Genomic DNA, 24,835 nt, shown 5'->3' with positions numbered 1-24,835 from the left:
CTTAATAATTAAGATTCTGTTGACTTTTCAGCCTTTTCAATCTTAATACTCAATTCATCTGTTTTCTTATCTAAATCGATAATAATTTTATCACCTTCTTGCAGGTTGGAAGCAACAATCTCTTCAGCTAATGCGTCTTCAATATACTTTTGAATGGCACGCTTTAGTGGTCTTGCGCCATATTGCTTGTCAAAACCTTTGTCGGCAATATAATCTTTTGCCGTCTTGGTTAACTTTAGGTTATAGCCCAAACCTTTAATTCTTGCAAGAAGCTTCTCTAATTCAATATCTATAATCTGATTGATATCTTCTCTTTCAAGAGGATTAAACACCACTACGTCATCAATTCTATTCAAGAACTCTGGTGCGAAGGATTTTTTAAGTGCATTTTCAATTACTTTTTGAGCATTTGAATCTTCTTGCGCTTTTTGAGCCGATGTACCAAAACCAATACCTGATCCAAAATCTTGAAGCTTTCTTGCTCCAATATTTGATGTCATGATGATTATAGTATTTCTAAAATCGATTTTTCTGCCCAAGCTATCTGTTAAATGGCCATCATCAAGTACCTGCAGTAACATGTTGAACACATCAGGATGTGCTTTTTCAATTTCATCCAATAGAATCACAGAATAAGGTTTACGACGTACTTTTTCAGTCAATTGCCCACCTTCTTCATAACCAACATATCCTGGAGGTGCACCAACTAAACGAGAAATAGCGAACTTCTCCATGTACTCACTCATATCAATTCTTATCAAAGAATCTTCACTGTCAAACAATTCGCGAGATAACACTTTTGCCAATTGGGTTTTACCAACACCTGTTTGCCCTAGGAAAATAAATGATCCAATGGGTTTATTAGGATCTTTCAATCCTGCGCGGTTACGTTGAATAGCTTTAACCACTTTGGCTACCGCTTGGTCTTGCCCAATTACTTTTCCTTTTATCAAATTCGGTAATTCAGCTAATTTGTTAATCTCAGTTTGCGCGATTCTATTTACTGGAATACCCGTCATCATAGATACAACGTCAGCAACATTCTCTTCTGTAACAATTTCACGATGTTGTTTGGTTTCTTCTTCCCATTTTTCCTGTGCAACAGCTAAATCCTTTTCTAAGCGTTTTTCATCATCTCTTAATTTAGCGGCTTCTTCATACTTTTGCTTTTTAACAACTGAGTTTTTAGTTTCCCTTACTTGTTCTAATTGTCTCTCCAACTCTAAAATCTGCTGGGGTACATCAATATTTGTAATATGAACTCGAGAACCTGCTTCATCCAAAGCATCAATGGCTTTGTCCGGTAAAAACCTGTCTGTCATATATCTGTTGGTTAATTTTACACAAGCCTGTATGGCTTCATCTGTAAAATCAACATTGTGATGTTCCTCATACTTACCTTTAATATTATTGAGAATTTCTATGGTTTCCTCAACAGTAGTAGGCTGCACAATAACTTTTTGAAAACGACGCTCTAAGGCACCGTCTTTCTCTATATATTGTCTGTATTCATCTAAAGTTGTAGCACCAATACATTGAATTTCGCCTCGTGCCAATGCTGGTTTAAACATGTTAGACGCATCTAAACTTCCTGTGGCACCACCCGCACCAACTATGGTATGAATTTCATCAATGAATAAAATAACATCATCATTTTTTTCCAGCTCGTTCATTACCGCCTTCATACGCTCCTCAAACTGACCTCTATATTTCGTGCCAGCCACTAAGCTTGCCAAATCAAGCGTTACAACCCTTTTATTAAATAGGATTCTAGACACTTTTCGTTTTACAATTCTAAGCGCTAAACCTTCAGCAATGGCAGATTTACCAACACCAGGTTCTCCAATTAAAAGCGGATTGTTTTTCTTTCTTCTACTTAAAATCTGTGAAACACGCTGTATTTCAGCTTCTCTCCCTACAACAGGGTCTAGCTTCCCTTCTTCGGCTAAAGCCGTTAAATCCCGTCCAAAGTTATCCAAAACAGGTGTTTTAGACTTCTTATTTGACTTACCCGAAGGGGAATTAAAAATATTATCCTTTTGAGATTCATCTCCTAAATTAGAATCATCATCTTGAAAAGACTCTGATTTAGGCTCTATATAATCGTCGTTTTCGTTTGTAATCATTTGTTTAAATTGTTCTTTAACATTATCATAGTCAACTTTTAACTTGTTCAGTAGTTTGGTAGTTGGGTCGTTTTCATTTCTTAAAATACACAATAGCAAATGCGCAGTATTTATCGAAGTACTTTGAAATAGTTTTGCCTCTAAAAAAGTGGTTTTTAAAGCGCGTTCTGCTTGTCGCGTTAAGTGCAGGTTTTTCTTTTGGTTTGAAGCAATGTTAATATTAGGGTTTGCAGGACTTAAAATCTCCACCTTTCGTCTTAAGTGGTTCAAGTCTACATCCAATGCGTTCAATATATCAATAGCCTTACCATTGCCATCGCGTAAAAGCCCAAGCATTAAATGTTCGGTACCAATAAAATCATGGCCCAAACGCAACGCTTCTTCCTTACTATATGCTATTACATCCTTTACTCTGGGGGAAAAATTATCATCCATAACTAAGTTCCTTTCTGCATTAAAAATACTAAAATAGTTTTACTCAAAGCAAAAACTATACCTTAAAATCTATACGCCATGCTAATTGACGAAAAATTAATCAGAAAATCAAAGCATATTCGCTTATAGTTATTAACGAAAAACAGGTACAAAATTGTTAATAAAAAGTCCTAAATTGGAAGTGTAAATCTCTTATTCTCACTAATGAAATTCGTATATTAGCATGTTTTGAAAAATTCGTAAAAATTAAATTAAATTATATATGGCAGAAGGAGAAAAACTGATACCTATCAACATTGAAGATGAGATGAAATCTGCGTACATTGATTACTCAATGTCGGTCATTGTGTCACGTGCATTACCAGATGTAAGGGATGGCTTAAAGCCAGTTCACAGACGCGTACTTTACGGTATGCACGAATTGGGAGTTAGAGCGAATTCGGCACACAAGAAATCAGCTAGAATAGTTGGGGAAGTTTTAGGTAAATATCACCCACATGGTGATACTTCGGTTTACGATACCATGGTGCGTATGGCGCAAGAATGGAGCTTACGATACATGTTAGTAGATGGACAAGGCAACTTCGGTTCTGTGGATGGTGATAGTCCAGCAGCTATGCGTTATACAGAGGCAAGAATGCAAAAAATTTCCGAGGAAATGCTTGCAGACATTGACAAAGAAACGGTAGACCATAAATTGAATTTTGATGATACGTTGCAAGAGCCTACCGTTTTGCCAACCAGGATTCCTGGATTGTTGGTAAACGGTGCTTCAGGAATTGCCGTGGGTATGGCCACAAACATGCCTCCTCATAATTTAACTGAAGTTGTAAATGGCACTATTGCTTATATAGATAACACTGATATCGAGATTGACGAATTAATGACGCATATAAAGGCTCCCGATTTTCCAACTGGGGGGACTATTTATGGTTATGATGGTGTTAGGGATGCATTCCAAACTGGGCGTGGTAGAATTGTACTTCGTGGAAAAGCAAATATTGAAGAAGTTAATGGGCGTGAATGCATTATAGTTGACGAAATTCCATATCAGGTAAATAAGGCAGATATGATTAAGAAAACTGCCGACTTAGTGAATGAGAAAAAGCTTGAAGGCATTTCTACAATCCGTGATGAATCTGATAGAAAAGGAATGCGTATTGTTTACGTTTTAAAGCGTGATGCTATACCAAATATTGTATTAAACAAATTGTATAAGTATACCGCGTTACAGTCCTCATTTAGTGTGAATAACATTGCATTGGTTAATGGTAGGCCACAGCTTCTAAACTTAAAAGATTTAATCCATTATTTTGTTGAACACAGACATGAAGTTGTAGTTAGAAGAACCCAATATGAATTGCGCAAAGCGGAAGAAAGAGCGCACATTTTAGAAGGTTTAATAATTGCTTCTGATAATATAGATGAAGTTATCAAAATTATTAGAGCATCCTCCAATGCTGATGAAGCGCGTAATAATTTGATTAAACGTTTTGAACTTTCTGAAATTCAAGCTCGTGCCATTGTTGAAATGCGTCTACGTCAATTAACGGGACTGGAGCAAGACAAGCTGCGTTCAGAATATGATGAAATTATCAAGACTATAGCCGATTTAAAGGATATTCTTGATAAGAAAGACCGCAGAATGAATATCATTAAGGAAGAGTTAGAAGTTATTCGCGATAAATATGGAGATGAAAGACGCTCTGTAATTGAATATGCAGGAGGCGACTTAAGTATAGAGGATATGATTCCAAATGAGAAAGTAGTAATCACCATTTCTCATGCTGGCTACATCAAGCGTACATCGCTTACTGAATATAAAACACAAAATAGAGGAGGTGTTGGACAGAAGGCATCAACTACCAGAAACGAGGATTTCCTAGAGCATCTATTTGTAGGTACTAATCATCAGTATATGCTCTTCTTTACCCAAAAAGGTAAATGTTTCTGGATGCGTGTTTATGAAATTCCAGAAGGTACAAAAACTTCAAAGGGAAGGGCGATTCAAAACTTAATAAATATTGAGCAAGATGATAAGGTAATGGCGTTTATCTGTACTCAAGATTTAAAAGATGAGGATTATATCAATAAGCATTATGTTATAATGGCTACTAAAAAAGGACAAGTTAAAAAGACGTCTTTAGAGCAATATTCAAGGCCAAGAACTAATGGTATCAATGCCATTACCATCAAAGAAGACGACGAACTACTTGAGGCTAAATTGACAACCGGAGAAAGTCAAGTAATGCTTGCGCTTAAATCTGGAAAAGCCATTCGTTTTGAAGAAGCCAAAACAAGACCAATGGGCAGAAATGCATCTGGTGTTAGAGGCATTAAACTAGCGAACGATAAAGATGAGGTTATTGGTATGATTGCAGTGGATGATATGGAGAGCAACATACTTGTGGTATCAGAGAATGGGTATGGAAAACGCTCTAGTCTAGATGATTACCGAATTACCAACAGAGGTGGAAAAGGTGTAAAAACCATCTCTATTACCGAAAAAACTGGTAACTTAGTGTCTATCAAAAACGTTACAGATAATGATGATTTAATGATTATCAATAAATCTGGTATCGCCATCAGAATGGCGGTTGAAGATTTACGTGTTATGGGGCGTGCTACACAGGGTGTAAAATTGATAAACCTTAAAGGTAAAGACTCCATTGCTGCAGTTGCTAAAGTTAGGCATGATGAAGACGATGTAGATGTAGATGAAACGACTGAAAACACTGATGTTTCAAATGATGGCACAACTGTTGATAATAATGATACAGAAAACAATAATAACGAATAACACAAATTAAATTAAAAATGAAAAAACAATTAATTATAGCTTTAGCTATTTCCATAAGCACATTTTCTTTTGCTCAGAAGAAAGAGTTAAAAGCTGTCGAAAAAGCAATTAAGGCCAATAATTTTGCTGAAGCAAAATCTGCTCTGGCGGTCGTTGAGCCAATGTTAGGTGCATTAGATGATAAACTAATGGCCAAATATAATTATTTAAAAGGTGTTGCTTTATATGCAAATGGCGCTGGAACCAATGCCGATATGGCTAAAGCAATGGAGTTTTTAAATAAGGCCAAAGATGACTACAAAACTGAAGTTACAGAACTTGAAGCATCAATGCTCAATAAAACGCTGGAAAAAGGTAATAAAGCATATGAGACCAAAAAATATGATGTAGCCTCAGAATACTTTGAACAGGCTTATAATTTAAGAAGTCAGGACACTACATATCTTTATTATGCAGCTGCAACAGCAGTGAACGTTCCTGACTATGATAGAGCATTACAGCTATATCAGAAACTAAAAGATTTGAACTATACTGGAATTCAAAAACAGTACTATGCTGTTAATGTAGAAACAAACCAAAAAGAAACTTTTAATGATAAAAACATGAGGGATTTATCGGTAAAATCAAAGACCCATAAGGACCCTTCACAAGGAACAAGTGATTCTAAACGTGGTGAAATTGTTAAAAATGTAGCGCTTATATATATATCTAAAGGTGATAATGAAAAAGCCATACAAGCTATAAAGGATGCAAAAGCAGAAGCTCCAAATGATATTAATTTGATTCTGTCAGAAGCAAACATTTATTATAAAATGGGTGATACTGAAAAGTTTAAGGAATTAATGGAAACTGCTACAACATTGGACCCTGATAATCCAGAACTACAATATAATTTAGGCGTTATTTCTGCGGATTCAGACCAACCAGATGAAGCACTCGAATATTATAAGAAAACTATTGAATTAGATCCAAATTATTTAAATGCTTATATAAACAGTGCTGCTGTAGTTTTAGGCAGAGAAAAAGATCTTATTGAGGAAATGAATGGGTTAGGAACCTCAGCCGCAGATGATAAACGTTACGAAGAATTACGTGAAGAACGTCAAAACTTGTACAGGAAAGCTATTCCTTATTTATCAAAAGCTTTAGAAATAAACCCAAAGAGCGAGAGTGCTGCTAAAACCTTAATGAACATTTATAGTGTTCTTGGTGAAACAGATAAATACAAAGCGATGAAAGCTAAAGTAGAATCTATGGGCGCACAATAGACTAAGTGGTATAATATAAAAAAACCAGAGGACAACCTCTGGTTTTTTTATGCTTATATTTTTACAAAAGCTATCATTCGAAAGCTTTTAATGTGTTCGTGATAATCGAAATGCAATCCAATAGTTGTTCTTTTGTCATGACTAAGGGAGGTGCAAAACGAATAATATTACCATGAGTAGGCTTAGCCAACAAACCGTTGTCTCTTAAAGCTAAACAAATATCCCAAGCCTTATTATTTTTTTCTTCATCGTTAATTACTATGGCATTTAATAAACCTTTACCTCTTACTAGCTTAACCACATTACTGGTTTTAATGTAGGCATTCAATTCACTTCTAAAAAGCTCGCCTAAAGTATCTGCATTTTCTGCTAAATTTTCCTCTTTAACTACTTCTAAAGCTGCAATAGCAACTGCTGCAGCAACGGGATTACCTCCAAAAGTGCTACCGTGATTTCCTGGTTTAATAACATTCATAATGTCGTTATTAGCGAGTACTGCACTTACAGGATAAGCACCACCACTAAGTGCTTTTCCCAGAATTAAAACATCTGGTTTTACATCTGGTGTACCACTACAAGTTTTGTTTTCACAAGAACAATTCCCACAGGTTGCCAAAAGGCGTCCGGTTCGCGCAATGCCTGTTTGTACTTCATCAGCAATAAACAAAACATTATAGGTTTCGCAGAGTGCCTTCGCGGCAATTAAATAGCCATCACTCGGCACATAAACACCTGCTTCACCTTGTATAGGCTCCACTAGAAAACCTGCAATATTTGAGTTGGTTTTTAAAACTTCCTCCAAAGCTTCTAAATTATCATACTCAATTTTGATGAACCCTTTGGTGTAAGGACCAAAATTTTCACGTGCCACTGGATCATTTGAAAATGAAATTATAGTGGTAGTTCTTCCATGGAAGTTATTTTTACAAACCACAATTTCAGCCTCGTTTTCATCAATACCTTTTACCTCATAGGCCCATTTACGTGCCAACTTTAAAGCCGTTTCTACCGCTTCCGCTCCCGTATTCATTGGTAAAAGCTTATCAAATCCAAAAAGTTCCGTAGCATACTTCTCGTATTTTCCTAGCATATCGTTATAAAATGCTCTGGACGTAAGTGTTAATGTTTTGGCTTGCTCCACCATAGCATTAACAATTTTTGGATGACAGTGCCCTTGATTTACAGCAGAATATGCAGATAAAAAATCATAATACCGTTTACCTTCTATGTCCCACATATAAACACCTTCTCCACGACTAAGCACTACGGGGAGTGGATGGTAATTATGTGCACCATACTTGTTTTCTAACTCAATTGCTCTTTGAGATGTTAATTGTTCTAAAACAGCCATTTTAAAAATAGTTTAAAAAATTCTTAACTATTGAATATTTGAGCATTCAAACATTCATAATTAATCTCGCTAAGCGAGTAAAATAACCATTCCTTCTGTACCTTTATTCTTTCGGAGATCCCGATAGCAATCGAGACGAAAAAGCAGCGTGGGAGAGAAATCATCCCTGGATAGGTGTGCAATTTAATAAATAAAAACTGTTTGCTAAAATTATTAAGATAATCGGCTAGTAAGAGAGGATACTTGCAGCTCCAACCGTTTCAACTCCCGCAGAATAGCATTTTTGTCCATTTGCATCCACGCGAATACTTTAAGCATGCTAACACCAATAAGAAATACAAGACTTCCCGTTGCCCACTTAATTAACTCAAATGTACTTTCTACATTGAAAAATTGCACTACACAATAGATGAAAAGCCCAAAAAACACTAAGGTCATAAAGTTCATCATATACATAATCCATTTGTTTTTCCCTCTAAACAAGCCCCATACCATTTCCAGTACATTTTGCTCTTCTAACTCATCATAGAATTTGCTTTCTTCTTCTGATAAGGTTTCCTTTATTAATTTATCAATATCTTCCATATTAGTCTTCATAATTATAATTTTTTAAAAGTTGTTTTAATTTTTCTCTTGCATGAAACAGTCTAGATTTAGCAGTACCAACTGAAATATTGAGCGTTTCACTTATTTCTTTAAGGCTGTAATCTTCAGTATAAAACAGTTTTATTACAGTTTGTTGATGCGATGGTAGCATTTTAAAAGCGTCTAATAGTTTTGCTTTTAATGTGACGTTATTTTGTGGTTCTTCAATGTCAATTTGCTTACTTTGTTCTTGTTTTATCTGTTCTAAATGCTTCCTGATTCTGCTGTTTTTATTTAGCCAATCGATAGACTTATTGCAAACAATACGCAAACCCCAACTACCAAAACTCTCAGGTTTTTCTAACTTGTCAATTTTATTAATAATAACCCGCCAGCTATCTTGGGCTATATCCTTTGCAGCATCAGCATCCTTAACTAACCAATACGCTTTTTCACAAAAGGGTTTGTGCCAGTGCCTTACCAATTGGTTTAAAGCTTTGGGGTTTCCAGATTGAAATTCTAAAACTAAATCTTTATCCGTTTTCACCTTAATCGTTTAAATATGAAACGCCATAAACGCACCCAAACATTCCATTTTGTGAATGTTTTGGTATTAGAAACATTGTTCTCAATACAGTCAAAGGCATTTTCAATCAAGGCATCATGAAGCCACCTAATGGCGATTACCCATTGTATAGCAGCAGTTCCTTTGGCTTGCATAATAATGCTATGTTTTATTTCCGTTTTGTATTTATCCAATATACTGATGTCAAATCTATGAATACCATCAAAACCCTTTGGTTCTAAAAACCGAAATGTGATGGTATCGCCTTCCTTATATTCCTCAATAACATATTTGATAATACCATGACCGCCTTTAGAGCCTACGGAAAGTCCATCTTTAAACTTAATAGCAGGCCAGTGTCGATGTGGCCATACTTTATCGTGCTTTGTAGCAAGTGTTTTTAGCAAAGGTGATATCTTTTCCTTTGGCGCATTTATAATTCGCTTATGTATGTTTGTAATATCCATATTCATACTAAAGACGAAAAAATAATCGAAAGGTTCATTTTATTTTAGCAAAAGTGAAAATCTCTTAAAGTTAATGGAAATAAACCAACATTTATTTCTCGCTATTGTTATTTTTGCAGCATGTCTAGAAGAAGAAATTCTAAAAGAAAACTATTTGAGCAACTAGAAGTTATTGATGCTGGTGCCAAAGGGAAAACTGTGGCTAAAGCACCTGATGGAAAAGTGGTGTTTTTATCCAATACAGTTCCTGGGGATGTTGTGGATGTGCAGACCTTTAAAAAGCGAAAAGCTTATTATGAAGGTAAAGCCACCAATTTTCATAAACTTTCTGAAAAACGTGTGACACCTAAATGTGATTATTTTGGGACTTGCGGTGGCTGTAAATGGCAAGACATGGGCTATGAACACCAGTTGTATTATAAACAGAAGGAAGTTGTTAATAATTTGACTAGAATTGGGCATATTGATTTACCAGAAATCACCCCAATATTAGGTTCGGATAAGCAATATTTTTATCGTAACAAGATGGAGTTTTCTTTTAGTGATAGCCGATGGTTAACTAAAGAGGAAATTCAATCTAACGAAGATTTAGGAGATAGAAATGCATTAGGATTTCATATCCCTGGCATGTGGGATAAGATTTTAGATATCAACAAGTGTCATTTACAAGCTGATCCTTCAAATGCCATAAGAAATGCGGTAAAACAATTCGCTGTTGAAAATGCTTTGGAGTTTTTCAATACAAGACAGCAGAACGGATTTCTAAGAACCATGATGATTCGCACCTCTAGTACTGGCGATATCATGGTGTTGATTCAATTCTTTAAAGAAGATATAGAGAAACGGACATTACTTTTGGATTTTATTGCTGAAGAATTTCCTGAAATTACATCATTACAATATGTCATCAATGGCAAAGGCAATGATACCATTTACGATCAAAAGGTAATTTGTTACAAGGGCGATGATCATATTTTTGAAGAAATGGAAGGGTTGAGATTCAAAATAAATGCAAAATCCTTTTACCAAACCAATTCAGAACAGGCTTACGAACTCTATAAAATCACAAGGGATTTTGCAGGATTATCTGGCAACGAACTTGTTTACGATTTATATACAGGTACAGGAACTATTGCACAATTTGTCTCAAAAAAAGCAAAAAAAGTAGTAGGGGTAGAGTCTGTTCCAGATGCCATTGCTGCTGCAAAAGAAAATGCACAATTAAATAACATTACTAACGTTGACTTCTATGTTGGTGACATGAAACAGGTATTTAATGATGCCTTTATCGAAGCACACGGGCATCCAGATGTTGTTATAACCGATCCACCTCGTGATGGCATGCATAAGGATGTTGTCGCGCAATTGCTTAATATAGCAGCTGAAAAAATTGTGTATGTAAGTTGCAATAGTGCAACACAAGCCAGAGATTTGGCATTGTTAAATGATATGTATAAAGTTACTAAAGTGCAACCTGTAGATATGTTTCCACAAACATTTCATGTGGAAAACGTAGTGTTGTTGGAAAAACGTTAATAGGTTTATGTGTTTATTCGTTTAAAGCTATAGTTAAGTGAGATTATATTCGTTTGAAAAATTAAATGTATGGAAAGATTCAATAGAACTGGTTAAATCTGTTTATGAAGTGACAAAAGAATTCCCTAGTGATGAAAAATTTGGTTTAATCAGTCAATTGAGAAGATGTTCTGTCTCTATAGCTTCAAATTTAGCAGAAGGAACTTCTCGGCAAACTAATAAAGATAAAGCGCATTTTACTACCATGGCCTTCAGTTCTTCAATGGAATTATTAAATCAAATTATAATTTCTAAAGAACTGAATTTTTTAGATGAAAATGAATACGTAATATTGAGAACGAAAATCGAAAAGATAACAAATATGTTAAATGCTTTACGTAAATCACAAATCAACGGATAAACGAATCAACTAATAAACATTAGTTATATTAATGAAAAAAGTAAGTTTACTCATTTTGATGCTCGTCGTTGTTGGCAACTATAGTTGCGAACGTGATGATTTATGCCCAGAAGCTACACAAACTACTGCGAGACTAGTGATTGAAGCATTTGATGTTTCGCTACCAGAAGATAGCAAGAATATTTTTGGTTTAAGAATTGAAGGTATTAACGAGAACGGAGAAGGTAACGGCGTTTTAGAGAATTATAATGTGGTAACCTCTAGTGAATTGATTTTACCACTAAGAACTGATGCCGAGGTAACGCAGTACAAACTACATCGGGACTATGCTATCAATGATAATGGCACGCCAGATGATACGAGCGACGATTTTGAAGAGGGTAATGAAGACATTATTACCATAACATATATCCCTGAAGATGTTTTTGTGTCCAGAGCCTGTGGGTTTAAAACCGTATTTAATAATGTCCAAATAAGAATTGATGTTGATGATGTTGATGATGACGAATGGATACGATCAATAACAACCGAAAATGATAACCAAATTGTAGAGAATGAAGCAGAAGCGCATTTTATATTATTGCATTAATGCCATACTGATAGTTTTGGTTTGTTCGGGTAGTCTGCAAGCCCAAAACGATAGTATTCCAAAAGTAGAAAGTGATTCTACGGTAGTGAAGTTAAAATATGGCTTACGTTTTGGTGTGGATACTGGAAAGCTAATCCGGTCGTTTTTAGATGACGAGTTTCAAGCTATTGAATTAGTTGCAGACTATCGACTTACCAAAAGGTTGTATATCGCTGGAGAATTGGGAAATGAAGAGCGCATTATAACCACCGATTTTTTAAATACTACTACAAAAGGAAGTTACTTTAAAGCTGGGATAGATTTTAACACCTATCAAAACTGGTTGGATATGGACAATATGGTCTATTTTGGATCGCGTTTAGCGTTTAGTTCGTTCAGCCATACTATAAACGAATATCAAATATACAGCACAGACCAATATTGGACACCACAAAAAACTTTGGCAGATAGCTATGAAATAGATGGATTATCCGCTATTTGGACCGAACTTATTTTAGGTCTCAAAGCAGAACTATTTAACAATTTATATTTTGGTTTAAACGTACAACTTAAGGTACTACTTACTGAAACTAAACCAGACAACTTCCAGAATATTTATATCCCTGGGTTTAATAAAACCTATGATAGTACGCGCATTGGCGTAGGCTACGGATATACTTTGGCCTATAGAATCCCGCTTTATAAAAAGGATAAGATTATTGGTCCTGCTAAGTAAACATTCAATATTTTAAGTAGATATACGTATTGTTTGTATGAGGGATTATACCTAAATTTCAAGGTACTTAATACTTCATTAAATGGCTATTATTAAATATCTTAAATCCGAAACTGCGAAAGTCTATAAGAAAAGTAACGAAAACACCGTGTTGCTGGAAGCACTTTGGGGTGATCGTATAGAGCTGGTTTCAAATACTAAAGTCAACGGACGTTATAAAGTCAATGTACGGTGGGCAAAAAACGTGTATATCAAAGCTGAAGATATTGGTGACGAACCTCTGCTAGAACTCTATTTTATTGATGTTGGGCAAGGTGATGGCGTTTTAATTGTAACGCCAGAGCGGAAACACATTTTAATTGATGGCGGTTATAAACGTTCCAAACAACCACACGGCAAAAGTGCTGCTGATTTTGTGGATTGGAAGTTCTTCAAGGAATACAAAAAGGAAAATATAGAGTTGGACGCCATGATTTGCTCGCATTGTGATGCCGATCATTACGGAGGTTTATGGGATTTATTGAGTAATGATGAAGATGACAGAAAAGAATTAGATACCAAAGCCACTAAAGTAGATACGTTTTATCATGCTGGGGTATCTTGGTGGAAAACAGATGAGAAGCGACGTTTTTTAGGTGATGAATCTGATGGTATGTTGCATGATTTGCTTACAGGAAAAACCTCCATAAAATATGGACTAAAGAAAAATGCAGATTTACGCTTACAAGGGGAGTGGGCTGATTTCTTGAAGACCATTATCGATAGTGGTGCTTCCGTGAAACGCATAGCGCACAACCCCTCAAAAGATTTTAAGTATTTAAAGGGTTTTGAGGAAGATAAAGCTACGTCCATCAAAATATTAGGACCTATTGAAACTAGGGTTAATGGGAAGCCAACATTAAAAGATTTGGGAAGTTACAGTACCAATACTAACGGAAATTCTATTTTACTTCGACTAGATTATGGTAGAGCAAGAATCTTACTTACAGGCGATTTAAACAAAAAAAGTATGCAACATATCATAGCTTCTTTGCAAGGCGATTTAATTGAATTGGCTGCCGATGTGGCAAAATCCTGTCACCATGGGAGTGATGACTGTTCCTATGAATTTTTGCAATATGTGAATGCCGCAGCCACTGTGATTTCTTCAGGTGATGATGAAACCCATGCACATCCCCGTCCCAATATTGTAGCGGCCTCTGGAGCTACAGGTTTTAAAAAGATTGAAAACGACGAAATGGTAACGCCATTAATTTATAGTACTGAAATTTCTAGAAGTTTACGCATGGGCGACCCCTACGAAGTAAAACAAGATGATTATGAAACACCCAACGGTGATATTGATATAGTACTTACCGATGAAGCCAAAACCAAAGTACGCTATTATCGCACCGCATCCGGAGCATTGCGCCCTTCAAAGAAAATAAAAAGCATGAACCGCTTAAAAGTTGTGGATGGTATCGTGTACGGTTTGGTAAATGTAAGGACTGATGGTAATAAAATACTTTGTGCTACACTTAATGAAGGTAAGCGTAAATGGGAAGTAAAAAGTTTTACGTCGCGGTTTTGATTCCCGTCATTGCGAGTGATATCGAAGCAATCTGACTAGTGTTATTATGAATTTGTCTTTTTATGGGATGAGATTACTTCAGTCGTGTCTCTTTCGTAATGACGCATGGATGTTTATATTTTGGAATTTTAAAAAATAAACGTCATAGCGAACGCAGTGCAGCAATCTGTTTCTTTTATTGGCGGATATAGTGTTTGAAAATTAGGCAAAAGACTTATAAGATTATTCGGCGTTCGAGCCTCACTTCTCGTAATAACGTTTTGGTATTTATATTTTTGAAGTTTAAAAAATAGACGTCATTGCGAGTACGCAGGACGAAGCAATCTCCTTAATGGAATATTGGATTCGCTTTTCTTTTGTTGGTTTACTTCATATCGACTGCGCTCAGTAAGCTTGTGTAAATCGCAAAAGCTGTGTTCTCTTGATTAAACCAAAACCCTGTAGATAATTATTTTTTATTTTTGAATCTGAAAAAGAAAGCGCTTCTAATTTGTGAATACTACTCAACCAACCAAAAATACTTCAAAAACAAAATGGATTCATTTACGAATGGTGCCGCATGGCGATGGTTAAAAAAATTAATGCTATTCATTATTTTTTCTTTGGTGATAAACCATTTATCGTCACCTGAGAGTTTTTCTGTTGGAGACTCGTACAGATTTCCCCTTGAAGGCTTTTTATCTTCAATTATTTTATGCATTCTTATTGCAATTATAGCAGAACTCAATTTTAAATATTACACCAAAAAGTATTTCTCTAAAAAGGTAGAAATTCGCTCTGTCTCGTGGTATATGGTATCCACACTTGGTTACATTGCCATTATGTACGTTCCTTTAGGTATTGTATTAGTTATGGTTGCTGGAGCAGATATGGAGTTTTATTATTTGTTAATCGGTTTACTGCTTACCTTATTGGTAAGTTTTGTACTTATAGGTTTAGCTTATGCCCAAGATATCTACAATTTATACAAACGATCCATAAAAGATGCTCAAATTACCATTGAAAGTGGTGCAAAAACAACAAAGCTTACTTACGAAAATATTGCTTGCTTTTATAGCGAAAATAAAGTGGTGTATACAGTGCGTAATGATGGTTCTACAATTACCACCGATTTTACCTTGAATGAACTTGAAGAAAAAATAAACGATCAGTTATTTTTTAGAGCGAATCGACAAATTATTATTCACAAGGATGCCGTAGACGAAATTGAAAAAATTGAAAACGGCAAGTTGCGCATTCGGTTAAAAGCAGTAATTCAGAACAATGCGACAGCCGAAATCACAATAAGTCGCTATAAGAGAACTGCTTTTATGGATTGGTTTGAATAACAAAACCATAAAACCAACCGACTATTCAGTTATAAATTTGCTACCATTCAGTAAAACCATTACTATTTAAAAGGGTTTTCAGAGATTTTGTTCATTATTTCGTTTTGAATTTAAAATCAAAATACAATGAATAATCTTAGTTTAAAACAAATCGCCATTCCATTAATTACTATTGCTATTATGCTCTTTTTATGGTTTGGGCCTTTGCAAATTCCCTACATCGTAAATATCATTATTTCTTTATTGATTTTTTTAGCAAACTATATAGAATACGATAGGAAGCCATTTGCAGCACTCGGGTTTCAACGAGAAAAATTAACCTTTAAAAACTTCTTTGTGTTGGCACCATTAGTAGCCGCAGTAATCTTTGCGTTTTATATATTTATTTTGGTGCCCGGTGTTACCAAACTCACAGGAGTACCTATAGATTATACTGCTTTTAAGCCTTTGGTAGGTAACATTCCTGCTTGTTTAGTGGCCTTGGCATTGGTATGGGCTTCAGCAGGGTTTGGGGAGGAAATTATCTTTCGTGGGTATTTGATGCGTCAATTTGTAAAGTTTTTTGGCGAAACCAAAGTGGCTATGGCGCTTAATATTATCCTATTGGCTTGCTTTTTTGGTTTTATGCATAGTTATCAAGGCATTACGGGGCAAATAGTTACAGCTATAGTTGGTGCCATTTTAGCCTTGATATTTTATTGGCGAAAGTACGATTTATGGTTTGTTATTGCGGTGCATGGTTTTGTAGACACTATTGCTATTATTTGTGTATACTTTGGTTTGGCGACATAGCATAATTGTTGATAATTACGCATAAGTACTTATTGATTTTTTAGTGCGAAAATTCTAACTTCGTTGATTGAACGATATAGTTCATCAGAACGGAACCATATCTAACCTTGGGCTTAATTAAAAAAAACTCAAATGGAACCAGCAACTTGGGGATTTATAGGAACGATTTTAGGAACTATCGTTGGAACTTCTGCGAGTATTTTTGCCACATATTTGAATGGTAAGAATACCATAAATATTCAGAAAAGCACAGAGAAATATAAACGTGAAGAATTGTTTAGGGAATTCCAAAGAAATAATCTTCTAAAACTACAAGATGAATTCTCTGTCGGAATGAGATTGATTGGAAAACTGCACACTGAAGCTTTTGCTTACTTTAAAAAAAATAGTACGTTAAAAGGTTTTAGAGTAAGTGATGATATTGATGCAGGAATAAATAAGTCATTTCAAAATCTTATGAAATTAACTGAAAGAGTCAATGATGACAAGTTAAGAATGAAAATTATTGAAATTAGAATGGATATGGCAAGTTTTTCTATTTCTGATACAGACCCAAGAGATAATGTTTACATTGAAGAGTTAGGAAATAAGTTTGAAAAATTAATGACTGACATTGGAATTGAATTAAGAAATAACTTTAAATAAATAAGTAAACAATGTATAACCACAATTACGGCGGATTCGACTACGTCCGAATTCAGTCGGAATTGCTAAAGCTAGTACCAAACCGAAAAGTCTGTGTTCATTAAACTGTAACTGACGGTTATACAAGACCGATAAGCCGAACCAAAAATCTCTACTTTATATACTTCCCTTTCTTGCTCCCTTCATACATCACATACTTTACCAAACGCGATTCTAGTTTGGCATTGTAAAGCTGTATTTTTCTAGAAGGCCGTAGGCCTACATGTTTTAACGCATCCAGGTTTGAGGTGATAAACCATGCATCGGTGCCTGGATAGTTTTGTTTTAGGGTATCGCCAATGCTTTTGTAAAAGGCTTCCATATCTAGGTTTAAACGTTCCCCGTATGGTGGGTTAAATACCATATGTAATTTGTTTTGTCCGCCTTTTTGGGTTTTAAAAAAGTCCTCGTGTTTTATGGTAATAAAATCATCTAACTGTGCATTCTCAACATTTTGCTGTGCTTTACGTACCGCACTTGGTGCTTTATCGTAGCCTATAATTTGATGGTGAAAGTCTCTGGTTTTCTTTAATAGGGATTCTTCAATTTTTTCAAATAGGTCTACGTCCCAATCTTGCCAACGCTCAAAGGCAAATTCCTTGCGCATCAGGTTAGGAGGGATGTTACAGGCAATCATGGCTGCTTCAATAGGGATGGTTCCCGAGCCACACATGGGGTCCATAAAATCGGATTGTCCGTCCCAACCCGACAATAGTATTAACCCTGCTGCTAATACTTCATTAATCGGTGCAATATTGGTAGCTAATTTATAACCACGTTTGTGTAAGGATTCACCAGAAGAATCTAAGGACACCGTGCACTCGTTTCTGGCAATGCGCACATTTATTTTTAAATCGGGAAATTTTAAATCTACATTAGGGCGTTGGCCAGAGTTGTCACGAAAACGATCCACAATGGCATCTTTTGTTTTTTGCGCGATAAATAGCGAGTGTTTAAACAAATCAGAATGTATAGTGGCATCAACCGCCAAAGAGCCAGTAGGTTTTAAATAGTCTTCCCAAGGCATTTTTTTAATTTGTTCGTACAAATCGGCTTCATTATGTACTCTAAAACTTTTTATAGGCTTTAGAATTTTTATGGCAGTACGCAACGCTAAATTGGCTTTGTACATGAACCCTTGGTCTCCCACAAATTCTACAACGCGCACGCCTTTTTTAACGTGCATCGCCCCGAGTTGTGTGAGTTCTTTTTCTAAAATGTCTTCAAAACCAAATAGGGTTTTGGCTACCATGTTGAAATTTTCGGCCATATTTTTCGTCCAAGTCTTAATAAGTGCTCCGTTTTACCTTCCTTTTGGGGAGGTCGTAATTTCTTTTTTTTCAGAAATTGCGGGTGGAGCTATTAGATTGCAAAAATAGTGTAATTTTGCGGCAAATAAATGACCATAGCAAATAAGTGGGTTAGGGATTGCAGCGGCATCCTTTTTGTTATCGGTGGCTGAGATTCTCGAAGCCACAATAGCAAAAAGATATAGCGGAAAGCCCGACCACGCCCAAAGGCGTGGTAACCCCCAAAATAATATATGACGGAAGATACATCGAGTTGGTTTAAATCGTGGTTTGATACGCGGTATTACCACATTTTATATAGAGATAGGGATGCTACCGAGGCACAAGTGTTTATGGATAACCTAACCAACTATTTGAATTTGCCTGAGGGTGGCACTATTTTAGACTTGGCTTGTGGTAAGGGGCGCCATTCGCGATACTTGAACAAGTTGGGTTATGATGTCACTGGGATTGATTTGAGTGTGAATAGTATTGCGCATGCGAAACAATTTGAAAACCATAGGTTGCGTTTTGAGGTGCATGATATGTGTAAACCGTACCCAAAGCGGTTTGATGCCGTGTTTAATTTGTTTACGAGTTTTGGGTACTTTGAGGATGACGCGGATAATTTAAATACCATAAAATCGATTAAGGCAGATTTGAACGCCACGGGATTTGGTGTTATTGATTTTATGAATGTGGATTACGTAATTGACAATTTGGTGCCTGAAGATAGTAAGACCGTGGATGGCATTACGTTTTACCAAAAGCGTTATGTGGCTAACGGCTATATCGTAAAGGATATTAGTTTTGAGACTGATGGTAGGGCTTTTAATTTTACTGAGCGTGTAAAGGCGTTTACTTTAGCAGATTTTGAGGCGTTATTTGCTGCCGCTGGTGTACATTTGTTGGATATTTTTGGAGACTATAAATTGCGGAAGTTTAGTACTAAGACATCGGAACGCTTGGTCATGATTTTTAAATAACTGATAATCGGTGTTTTATTATCTCATTCATGTATAAACCAAAATTAGGTTGAACTAAAATTTTAAATGAATAAATTTCTTTTTCCTGTTTACGCTGTTATTATTGGGTTGGTTATTGCTAAACTTACCAAGAATAAAAATACGTGGAATACTAAGTTATTATTATCCTTTAGTGGTGCATTTTTATTAGCATTGACGCTTTTTGAGTTATTGCCTGAAGTTTACAGCCATTTAGATACAAAACTTACTGGACTGTTTATTATGTGCGGTATTTTACTGCAAATTGTTTTGGAATTGTTCTCTAAAGGTGCAGAACATGGGCATGTACATATCCACAAAGATTCTACAGCGTTTCCGTGGCTGTTATTTATCAGTTTATGTATTCATAGTTTTTTAGAGGGATTTCCTATTCATGAGCATAATGATATGGTATATGGCGTTTTGGTACACAAAATTCCTATTGCGGCTTTGGTGAGTATGTTTTTGTTTAAATCGAAATTTAGCACTGCGCAAATTGTTCTTTTTTTAGTCGTTTTTACGGCAATGACGCCTTTGGGTACCTTAATTTCGAATACGACAGAAATCAGTGAGCCATTGGCGCACAGTATAAATGCAATTGTTATTGGTATATTTTTCCATATTTCAACTACAATCCTTTTTGAAAGCGGCGAAGGCCATAAGTTTAACTTGAGTAAGTTTGTAGCCATAATATTAGGTGTTGGGATTGCTTATTTTATATAGAAGCCTTTTCCTAACCCTTTCCAAAGGAAAGGGAACTATTACGGAAATGTATCTCGCAAAGTCCTTCTAAAGTTTTTATGAAATTAGATATAAATATAAAGTTTGAGTGTTTCTTCCCCTTTGGGGAAGATTAAGAAGGGACCTCTCTATGTTTAGCAAAGAAGAATCGCGCATATTACGACAAGAGTTTTGGACCAGTTTTGGGAAGTCTTTCCCAAGAAAATGGATTCTGTACAATACAAAACTGAAAGGTCTGAGTTTTAAATTTCATTTTGATACCAAAAAAGCACTGGTAGCTCTTGACTTGGAGGACGATTTGGAGCATCGCATAAAATATTGGGAGAAGTTGGAAGCCTTAAAGTCTATTTTGATAGATGACTACTTGCCTGAAGCTATTTATGAAGAGGAATACTTTTTAGAAAACCATAAAGAAATCTCCAGAATTTACGTGCCTTTGGAGCAAAAAGTATCCATTCATAACAAAAACTCATGGCGTGATGTTATGGTGTTTTTTAATGACACCATGCATCAATTTGAAGCATTCTTCTTGGAATATAAAGAGGTGATTGAGGGGTGACAACGTCGAAGCTTGCAATTCATAGGGAGGAACGACTGAAGAATCTCTGTTTTTACTTAAGATTCTTCGCTACACTCTGAATGACAAGGTGAATTCAATCTAGAATTAGTTTAAACAATTAAAAACTACTTAAAGGCTGTTAAAATACGGGATTAAATTATGATTTATCCGTATTTTTGCACGAGCAAAAAAAGTGCAAATTATTATGTTAGATAAACTCGCCAAAATTCTATTTTCTACTCGTCTTACCGCTATTTTATTTGTTGCTTTTGCTGTTGCCATGGCTGCAGGAACTTTTATGGATGCAGGACAGGATACATCGCCTACACCATACACAAGAAATTTAATTTATAACGCATGGTGGTTTGAGGCCATTATGGGCATGTTCATTATCAATTTTGTGGGTAACATATTTAGATTTAGGCTATACAAAAAAGAAAAGTGGGCCACTTTTATACTTCATATCTCTTTCATTTTTATTCTGTTGGGTGCATTTATTACACGTTATATTGGCTATGAGGGCATGATGGCTATTCGCGAAGGTGCTACTGAAAATCAGTTTTTATCTCAAAAAACCTATGTTACTGGTAGAATTTTTGGTGATTTCAAAATCAATGGTGTTAGCCAAATGCGTACTATTGAAGAAGAAGTTGATTTTTCTCCAAGGCTAAACAACAGTTTAAAAATTGAAACGGATTATGGCGGACAAGATGTAACTATTGAACTTGAAAAGTTTATTGAGGGTGCGGAAGAGGATATTATTCCCGATGAGAACGGAGAGTCTTATTTAAAATTAGTAGAGGCGGGCACTAACGGACCGCACAATCACTTTTTAAAAGTAGGGCAGGTTGCTAACATTCATAATATATTATTTGCTCTAAATAAACCAACCGATGGTGCTGTAAATATTACATTTCAGGGTGATTCCTTAACTATCAAATCACCTTTTGAAGGCGAATACATGACGATGGCTACAAGAGCGCAGGGTAAGTTGGTTAAAGATAGTTTGCAGCCATTGTACTTACGCTCCCGTTACGTTATTGGTAATATGCAATTGGTTTTTCCAAAACCTGTGGTTAAAGGTGTTTTTGATATTGTAAAAAAGTCTAAAATTTTAAAAAACGACGATGATGGCCTAGTCTTAAAAGTAACCAGTAATGGTGAAACCAAACGTGTTGGTGTTTTGGGCGGAAAGGGTACCGACAGAAACTTTAAAGAGATAAAAGTAGGAGGTTTAGATATAGCCTTAAAATATGGTTCTAAAGTTTTGGAGTTGCCTTTTGCACTAAAATTGAATGACTTTGAAGCTGAAAAATATCCTGGTTCTGAGGTAAATTCTGCCTATTCCAGTGAAGTTACCGTTGTTGATGAGCAAGAGGGCAGTTTTGATTATAAAATCTTTATGAATAATATTTTAGATCATCGCGGTTACCGATTTTTTCAAGCGAGTTACGACCCGGATGAAAAAGGAACTATCCTATCTGTAAACCATGATTATTGGGGTACACTGATTACTTATATCGGATATATTATGTTGTATTTCGGACTTATGGCCATTATGTTTAGCAGAGGCTCTCGTTTTAGTGATTTAAAAATATATCTTGAAAAAGTAAAAGCTAAAAAAGCAAAACTGTTGACTGCTGTGTTACTATGTTTTGGCTTGTTCGGTTTTACACAAAACACACAACATTCACCTGATGACGGACATGACCACGGTCATCAATTTGAAAAGCCTACAAAAGCTCAAGTAGATTCTGTGTTGAGTGCTAACATAGCACCAAAAGTGCACGCTGATAAATTTGGACATTTAGTAATACAAGACATCAGTGGACGTATGATGCCTGTAAACACTTATGCTTCTGAACTTTTAAGAAAACTAAGTAAGCATGACACTTATGAAGATTTTGATGCTAATCAGGTATTTCTATCTATGCAGGAGAGTCCAAGATTATGGTACAACGTACCAATTATTTATCTGCGTCCTATGGAAACAGATTCCCTAAGAAATATCATAGGCGTTTCTAAGGAAGGGAAACTTTTTGCATTGGTGGACTTTTTGAATGAGGATGGCTCTTACAAACTTTCGCCATATTTACAAGATGCATATAATACCCAAGTTCCTAATGGCTATCAAAAGAAATTGAAGGAAACACACGAACGTGTTTCATTGTTATCTAATACAATAGAAGGCTTGTCCTTAAAAATATTTCCTATTCCTGATGATGAAAATAACAAATGGATTTCTAATTACGAATATCGTTTGGATCCTACTGTAATTAAAGATTCGTTATATAACAATTTTGTCAAAAATGGATTTTCAACCTATTTATTCACTTTAAATAATGCGAAGCAATCTGGGGATTACGCACAAGCCAATAAGTTGCTGGAAGCCTTTAAAAAGACGCAGCAAAAATATGGTTCGGAAGTTATGTTGAATGATGATAAAATTAAAATGGAGGTACTTTATAATCGCTACGACATTTTTAAGAAGCTCTTCAGCTGGTATATGTATGCGGGCACTTTGTTCTTTATTCTCTTGATAGTTCAAATATTTAATGATAGGAGTAAAGCCCTGAACATTACTGTCAATATTTTTAAATGGATAATTGTTGGGCTGTTTTTCTTGCATACAGCAGGATTGATTGTGCGCTGGTATATTTCCGGTCATGCGCCATGGAGTGATGCCTATGAATCGATGATTTATGTAGCTTGGTCAACCATGTTGTTTGGATTAATAACTGGAATTAGCAGAACAAAAAACCAACAGAATAAATCTGTTTTAGGATTAAAATTTAGGCCATTAATTCCAACGCCTTCAATGTTTGAAATTAAGTCTTCAAACTTGACCATAGCGGCTGGAGCCTTCGTTACAGCAATGATTTTAATGATTGCACATTGGAATTGGATGGATCCGGCTATTGCAAATTTACAACCTGTACTTAATAGTTATTGGCTAATGATCCATGTGGCAGTAATTGTAGCAAGCTACGGACCTTTTGCTTTGGGTATGATTCTAGGTGCTGTATCATTGTTTCTAATGGCTTTTACAACTAAAAAAAATAAAGCTAAAATGGTTTTAAATATCCAAGAGTTAACTATTATTAATGAAATGGCTTTAACCGTAGGTTTGGTCATGTTGACCATTGGAAACTTTCTTGGAGGTATGTGGGCTAATGAAAGCTGGGGACGCTATTGGGGCTGGGATCCTAAAGAAACCTGGGCGCTGATTAGTATCATGGTGTATGCGTTTGTGATACATATGCGATTGGTCCCTGGACTTCGTGGACGTTGGTTTTATAACCTTATGTCAATTGTTGCTTTCGGAAGTATTTTAATGACCTATTTTGGGGTTAACTTTTATCTCGCCGGTTTGCATTCATACGCTAGTGGCGATCAAATTGTAAGTTTGAAGTTTATTGCCATTGCTTGTGTATGTATTGCTATTCTCGGATTTTTTGGGTATCGTGGCTATGCCAGATATTATAAGAAATAGTATTTCTGCAGATTGAGTTAGCGCTTTTGTATTTATCTTCTAATTTTGCAATTGTAAATTAGAAGAACTATGAAACTATTCAAAGAATTTAAGGAGTTTGCTGTAAAAGGCAATATGATGGACATGGCCATTGGTATTATCATTGGTGCAGCATTTAATAAAGTAATTGATGTTTTGGTAAAGCAGGTAATGCTTCCGCCTTTGTCTTTATTGACAGGCGGTGTCAACTTCCAAAACAAAAAAGTTATCTTACGAGATGCCGTTTTAAACCCTGATGGCACCACTTTAAAGGATGAAGTAGCTATTGGCTATGGCGCTTTAGGCGAGGTAATGCTAGATTTTTTAATTATCGGGTTTACCGTGTTTATCGTTGTGAAATTTATGAATCGTTTGAAACGAAAAGCGCAAGACACAAAAGATGTTACCGTTGAAACCCCAAAGGATATTGAACTACTGGACAAGCTTACCAAATTAATGGAAGAGCAGAACGCGCTTCTAAAAGCGAAGTAATGCTTTAGTGGTTTTTACAAACAAGCAC

21 protein-coding genes are annotated in these 24,835 nt (G+C 35.7%); 15 read left to right on the top strand and 6 right to left on the bottom strand.

The window, feature by feature from the left end:
- Positions 1-8 precede the first annotated feature (8 nt).
- The gene (locus EYD45_RS02525; RefSeq protein WP_130962766.1) at positions 9-2,561 is read right to left on the bottom strand and encodes an ATP-dependent Clp protease ATP-binding subunit; all 2,553 of its coding nucleotides are present in this window, start codon (positions 2,559-2,561) and stop codon (positions 9-11) included.
- Positions 2,562-2,823: 262 nt separating this feature from the next.
- Here EYD45_RS02525 and gyrA point away from each other — a divergent pair, with 262 nt between their 5' ends.
- On the top strand, positions 2,824-5,361 hold the full coding sequence (gyrA, locus tag EYD45_RS02520) for a DNA gyrase subunit A (protein WP_130962765.1): 2,538 nt from the start codon (positions 2,824-2,826) through the stop codon (positions 5,359-5,361).
- A 17-nt stretch (positions 5,362-5,378) separates the two neighbouring features.
- Positions 5,379-6,629 (top strand): tetratricopeptide repeat protein, encoded by a 1,251-nt coding sequence (locus tag EYD45_RS02515; RefSeq protein ID WP_130962764.1) that lies wholly within the window; start codon positions 5,379-5,381, stop codon positions 6,627-6,629.
- Positions 6,630-6,702: 73 nt separating this feature from the next.
- Here EYD45_RS02515 and rocD read toward each other — a convergent pair whose 3' ends face one another.
- From rocD to EYD45_RS02495, 4 genes are all read right to left on the bottom strand, one after another.
- The gene (gene rocD, locus EYD45_RS02510) at positions 6,703-7,980 is read right to left on the bottom strand and encodes an ornithine--oxo-acid transaminase (protein ID WP_130962763.1); all 1,278 of its coding nucleotides are present in this window, start codon (positions 7,978-7,980) and stop codon (positions 6,703-6,705) included.
- 213 nt (positions 7,981-8,193) lie between these two features.
- On the bottom strand, positions 8,194-8,577 hold the full coding sequence (locus tag EYD45_RS02505; protein WP_130962762.1) for a DUF6768 family protein: 384 nt from the start codon (positions 8,575-8,577) through the stop codon (positions 8,194-8,196).
- Positions 8,567-9,112, bottom strand: a complete 546-nt coding sequence (locus EYD45_RS02500; RefSeq protein WP_130962761.1) for an RNA polymerase sigma factor — start codon at positions 9,110-9,112, stop codon at positions 8,567-8,569. The genes EYD45_RS02505 and EYD45_RS02500 overlap by 11 nt, the downstream gene beginning before the upstream one ends.
- A complete protein-coding gene (locus EYD45_RS02495; RefSeq protein WP_130962760.1) occupies positions 9,109-9,597 on the bottom strand; it encodes a hypothetical protein in 489 nt (162 codons plus the stop codon). The genes EYD45_RS02500 and EYD45_RS02495 overlap by 4 nt, the downstream gene beginning before the upstream one ends.
- Before the next feature lie 120 nt (positions 9,598-9,717).
- Between EYD45_RS02495 and rlmD the strand changes: the two genes are divergently transcribed.
- The 8 genes from rlmD (at position 9,718) to EYD45_RS02455 (ending at position 17,172) form a co-directional block, all read left to right on the top strand.
- On the top strand, positions 9,718-11,133 hold the full coding sequence (gene rlmD / locus EYD45_RS02490; protein WP_130962759.1) for a 23S rRNA (uracil(1939)-C(5))-methyltransferase RlmD: 1,416 nt from the start codon (positions 9,718-9,720) through the stop codon (positions 11,131-11,133).
- Positions 11,134-11,170: 37 nt separating this feature from the next.
- The gene (locus EYD45_RS02485; protein WP_130962758.1) at positions 11,171-11,533 is read left to right on the top strand and encodes a four helix bundle protein; all 363 of its coding nucleotides are present in this window, start codon (positions 11,171-11,173) and stop codon (positions 11,531-11,533) included.
- Positions 11,534-11,564: 31 nt separating this feature from the next.
- Complete coding sequence (locus EYD45_RS02480) at positions 11,565-12,122, top strand: DUF6452 family protein (protein WP_130962757.1); 558 nt, start codon at positions 11,565-11,567, stop codon at positions 12,120-12,122.
- Complete coding sequence (locus EYD45_RS02475; RefSeq protein WP_130962756.1) at positions 12,088-12,837, top strand: DUF6048 family protein; 750 nt, start codon at positions 12,088-12,090, stop codon at positions 12,835-12,837. The genes EYD45_RS02480 and EYD45_RS02475 overlap by 35 nt, the downstream gene beginning before the upstream one ends.
- 82 nt (positions 12,838-12,919) lie before the next feature.
- Positions 12,920-14,407 carry a ComEC/Rec2 family competence protein gene (locus EYD45_RS02470; protein ID WP_130962755.1) on the top strand — a complete coding sequence of 496 codons (1,488 nt, stop codon included), beginning with the start codon at positions 12,920-12,922 and terminating at the stop codon, positions 14,405-14,407.
- Between the two features lie 533 nt (positions 14,408-14,940).
- A complete protein-coding gene (locus EYD45_RS02465; RefSeq protein ID WP_233702493.1) occupies positions 14,941-15,735 on the top strand; it encodes a LytR/AlgR family response regulator transcription factor in 795 nt (264 codons plus the stop codon).
- 126 nt (positions 15,736-15,861) lie between these two features.
- Positions 15,862-16,527 carry a CPBP family intramembrane glutamic endopeptidase gene (locus EYD45_RS02460; RefSeq protein ID WP_130962754.1) on the top strand — a complete coding sequence of 222 codons (666 nt, stop codon included), beginning with the start codon at positions 15,862-15,864 and terminating at the stop codon, positions 16,525-16,527.
- 132 nt (positions 16,528-16,659) lie between these two features.
- Positions 16,660-17,172 carry a hypothetical protein gene (locus EYD45_RS02455; RefSeq protein WP_130962753.1) on the top strand — a complete coding sequence of 171 codons (513 nt, stop codon included), beginning with the start codon at positions 16,660-16,662 and terminating at the stop codon, positions 17,170-17,172.
- Between the two features lie 151 nt (positions 17,173-17,323).
- Here the strand turns inward: EYD45_RS02455 and EYD45_RS02450 are convergent, their stop codons facing one another.
- Positions 17,324-18,481: a THUMP domain-containing class I SAM-dependent RNA methyltransferase gene (locus tag EYD45_RS02450; protein WP_130962752.1), complete on the bottom strand. Its 1,158-nt coding sequence runs from the start codon at positions 18,479-18,481 to the stop codon at positions 17,324-17,326.
- A gap of 273 nt (positions 18,482-18,754) precedes the next feature.
- Here EYD45_RS02450 and EYD45_RS02445 point away from each other — a divergent pair, with 273 nt between their 5' ends.
- The 5 genes from EYD45_RS02445 to mscL all read left to right on the top strand — a co-directional run bounded on the left by EYD45_RS02445 (position 18,755) and on the right by mscL (position 24,807).
- Positions 18,755-19,486 carry a class I SAM-dependent methyltransferase gene (locus EYD45_RS02445; protein ID WP_130962751.1) on the top strand — a complete coding sequence of 244 codons (732 nt, stop codon included), beginning with the start codon at positions 18,755-18,757 and terminating at the stop codon, positions 19,484-19,486.
- A gap of 66 nt (positions 19,487-19,552) precedes the next feature.
- Entirely contained in the window at positions 19,553-20,227 is a 675-nt protein-coding gene (locus tag EYD45_RS02440) for a ZIP family metal transporter (RefSeq protein WP_130962750.1), read from the top strand.
- A 148-nt stretch (positions 20,228-20,375) separates the two neighbouring features.
- On the top strand, positions 20,376-20,804 hold the full coding sequence (locus tag EYD45_RS02435; protein ID WP_130962749.1) for a DUF4268 domain-containing protein: 429 nt from the start codon (positions 20,376-20,378) through the stop codon (positions 20,802-20,804).
- A gap of 205 nt (positions 20,805-21,009) precedes the next feature.
- Positions 21,010-24,297 (top strand): cytochrome c biogenesis protein, encoded by a 3,288-nt coding sequence (gene ccsA / locus EYD45_RS02430; RefSeq protein WP_130962748.1) that lies wholly within the window; start codon positions 21,010-21,012, stop codon positions 24,295-24,297.
- Between the two features lie 69 nt (positions 24,298-24,366).
- Positions 24,367-24,807 carry a large conductance mechanosensitive channel protein MscL gene (gene mscL, locus EYD45_RS02425; protein ID WP_130962747.1) on the top strand — a complete coding sequence of 147 codons (441 nt, stop codon included), beginning with the start codon at positions 24,367-24,369 and terminating at the stop codon, positions 24,805-24,807.
- Positions 24,808-24,835 lie beyond the last annotated feature (28 nt).

Source organism: Hyunsoonleella flava (assembly GCF_004310325.1).
Lineage (GTDB): Bacteria > Bacteroidota > Bacteroidia > Flavobacteriales > Flavobacteriaceae > Jejuia > Jejuia flava.
This window is presented reverse-complemented; position numbering and strand designations above follow the sequence as displayed.

Coding starts and splice junctions, on each gene's coding strand:
- EYD45_RS02480 (WP_130962757.1), top strand. CDS start 11,565: ATGAAAAAAGTAAGTTTACTCATTTTGATGCTCGTCGTTGTTGGCAAC.
- EYD45_RS02470 (WP_130962755.1), top strand. CDS start 12,920: ATGGCTATTATTAAATATCTTAAATCCGAAACTGCGAAAGTCTATAAG.
- mscL (WP_130962747.1), top strand. CDS start 24,367: ATGAAACTATTCAAAGAATTTAAGGAGTTTGCTGTAAAAGGCAATATG.
- EYD45_RS02495 (WP_130962760.1), bottom strand. CDS start 9,597: ATGGATATTACAAACATACATAAGCGAATTATAAATGCGCCAAAGGAA.
- EYD45_RS02465 (WP_233702493.1), top strand. CDS start 14,941: ATGGATTCATTTACGAATGGTGCCGCATGGCGATGGTTAAAAAAATTA.
- EYD45_RS02515 (WP_130962764.1), top strand. CDS start 5,379: ATGAAAAAACAATTAATTATAGCTTTAGCTATTTCCATAAGCACATTT.
- EYD45_RS02445 (WP_130962751.1), top strand. CDS start 18,755: ATGACGGAAGATACATCGAGTTGGTTTAAATCGTGGTTTGATACGCGG.
- ccsA (WP_130962748.1), top strand. CDS start 21,010: ATGTTAGATAAACTCGCCAAAATTCTATTTTCTACTCGTCTTACCGCT.
- EYD45_RS02440 (WP_130962750.1), top strand. CDS start 19,553: ATGAATAAATTTCTTTTTCCTGTTTACGCTGTTATTATTGGGTTGGTT.
- EYD45_RS02525 (WP_130962766.1), bottom strand. CDS start 2,561: ATGGATGATAATTTTTCCCCCAGAGTAAAGGATGTAATAGCATATAGT.
- rocD (WP_130962763.1), bottom strand. CDS start 7,980: ATGGCTGTTTTAGAACAATTAACATCTCAAAGAGCAATTGAGTTAGAA.
- EYD45_RS02505 (WP_130962762.1), bottom strand. CDS start 8,577: ATGAAGACTAATATGGAAGATATTGATAAATTAATAAAGGAAACCTTA.
- EYD45_RS02475 (WP_130962756.1), top strand. CDS start 12,088: ATGAAGCAGAAGCGCATTTTATATTATTGCATTAATGCCATACTGATA.
- EYD45_RS02435 (WP_130962749.1), top strand. CDS start 20,376: ATGTTTAGCAAAGAAGAATCGCGCATATTACGACAAGAGTTTTGGACC.
- EYD45_RS02460 (WP_130962754.1), top strand. CDS start 15,862: ATGAATAATCTTAGTTTAAAACAAATCGCCATTCCATTAATTACTATT.
- rlmD (WP_130962759.1), top strand. CDS start 9,718: ATGTCTAGAAGAAGAAATTCTAAAAGAAAACTATTTGAGCAACTAGAA.
- gyrA (WP_130962765.1), top strand. CDS start 2,824: ATGGCAGAAGGAGAAAAACTGATACCTATCAACATTGAAGATGAGATG.
- EYD45_RS02450 (WP_130962752.1), bottom strand. CDS start 18,481: ATGGCCGAAAATTTCAACATGGTAGCCAAAACCCTATTTGGTTTTGAA.
- EYD45_RS02455 (WP_130962753.1), top strand. CDS start 16,660: ATGGAACCAGCAACTTGGGGATTTATAGGAACGATTTTAGGAACTATC.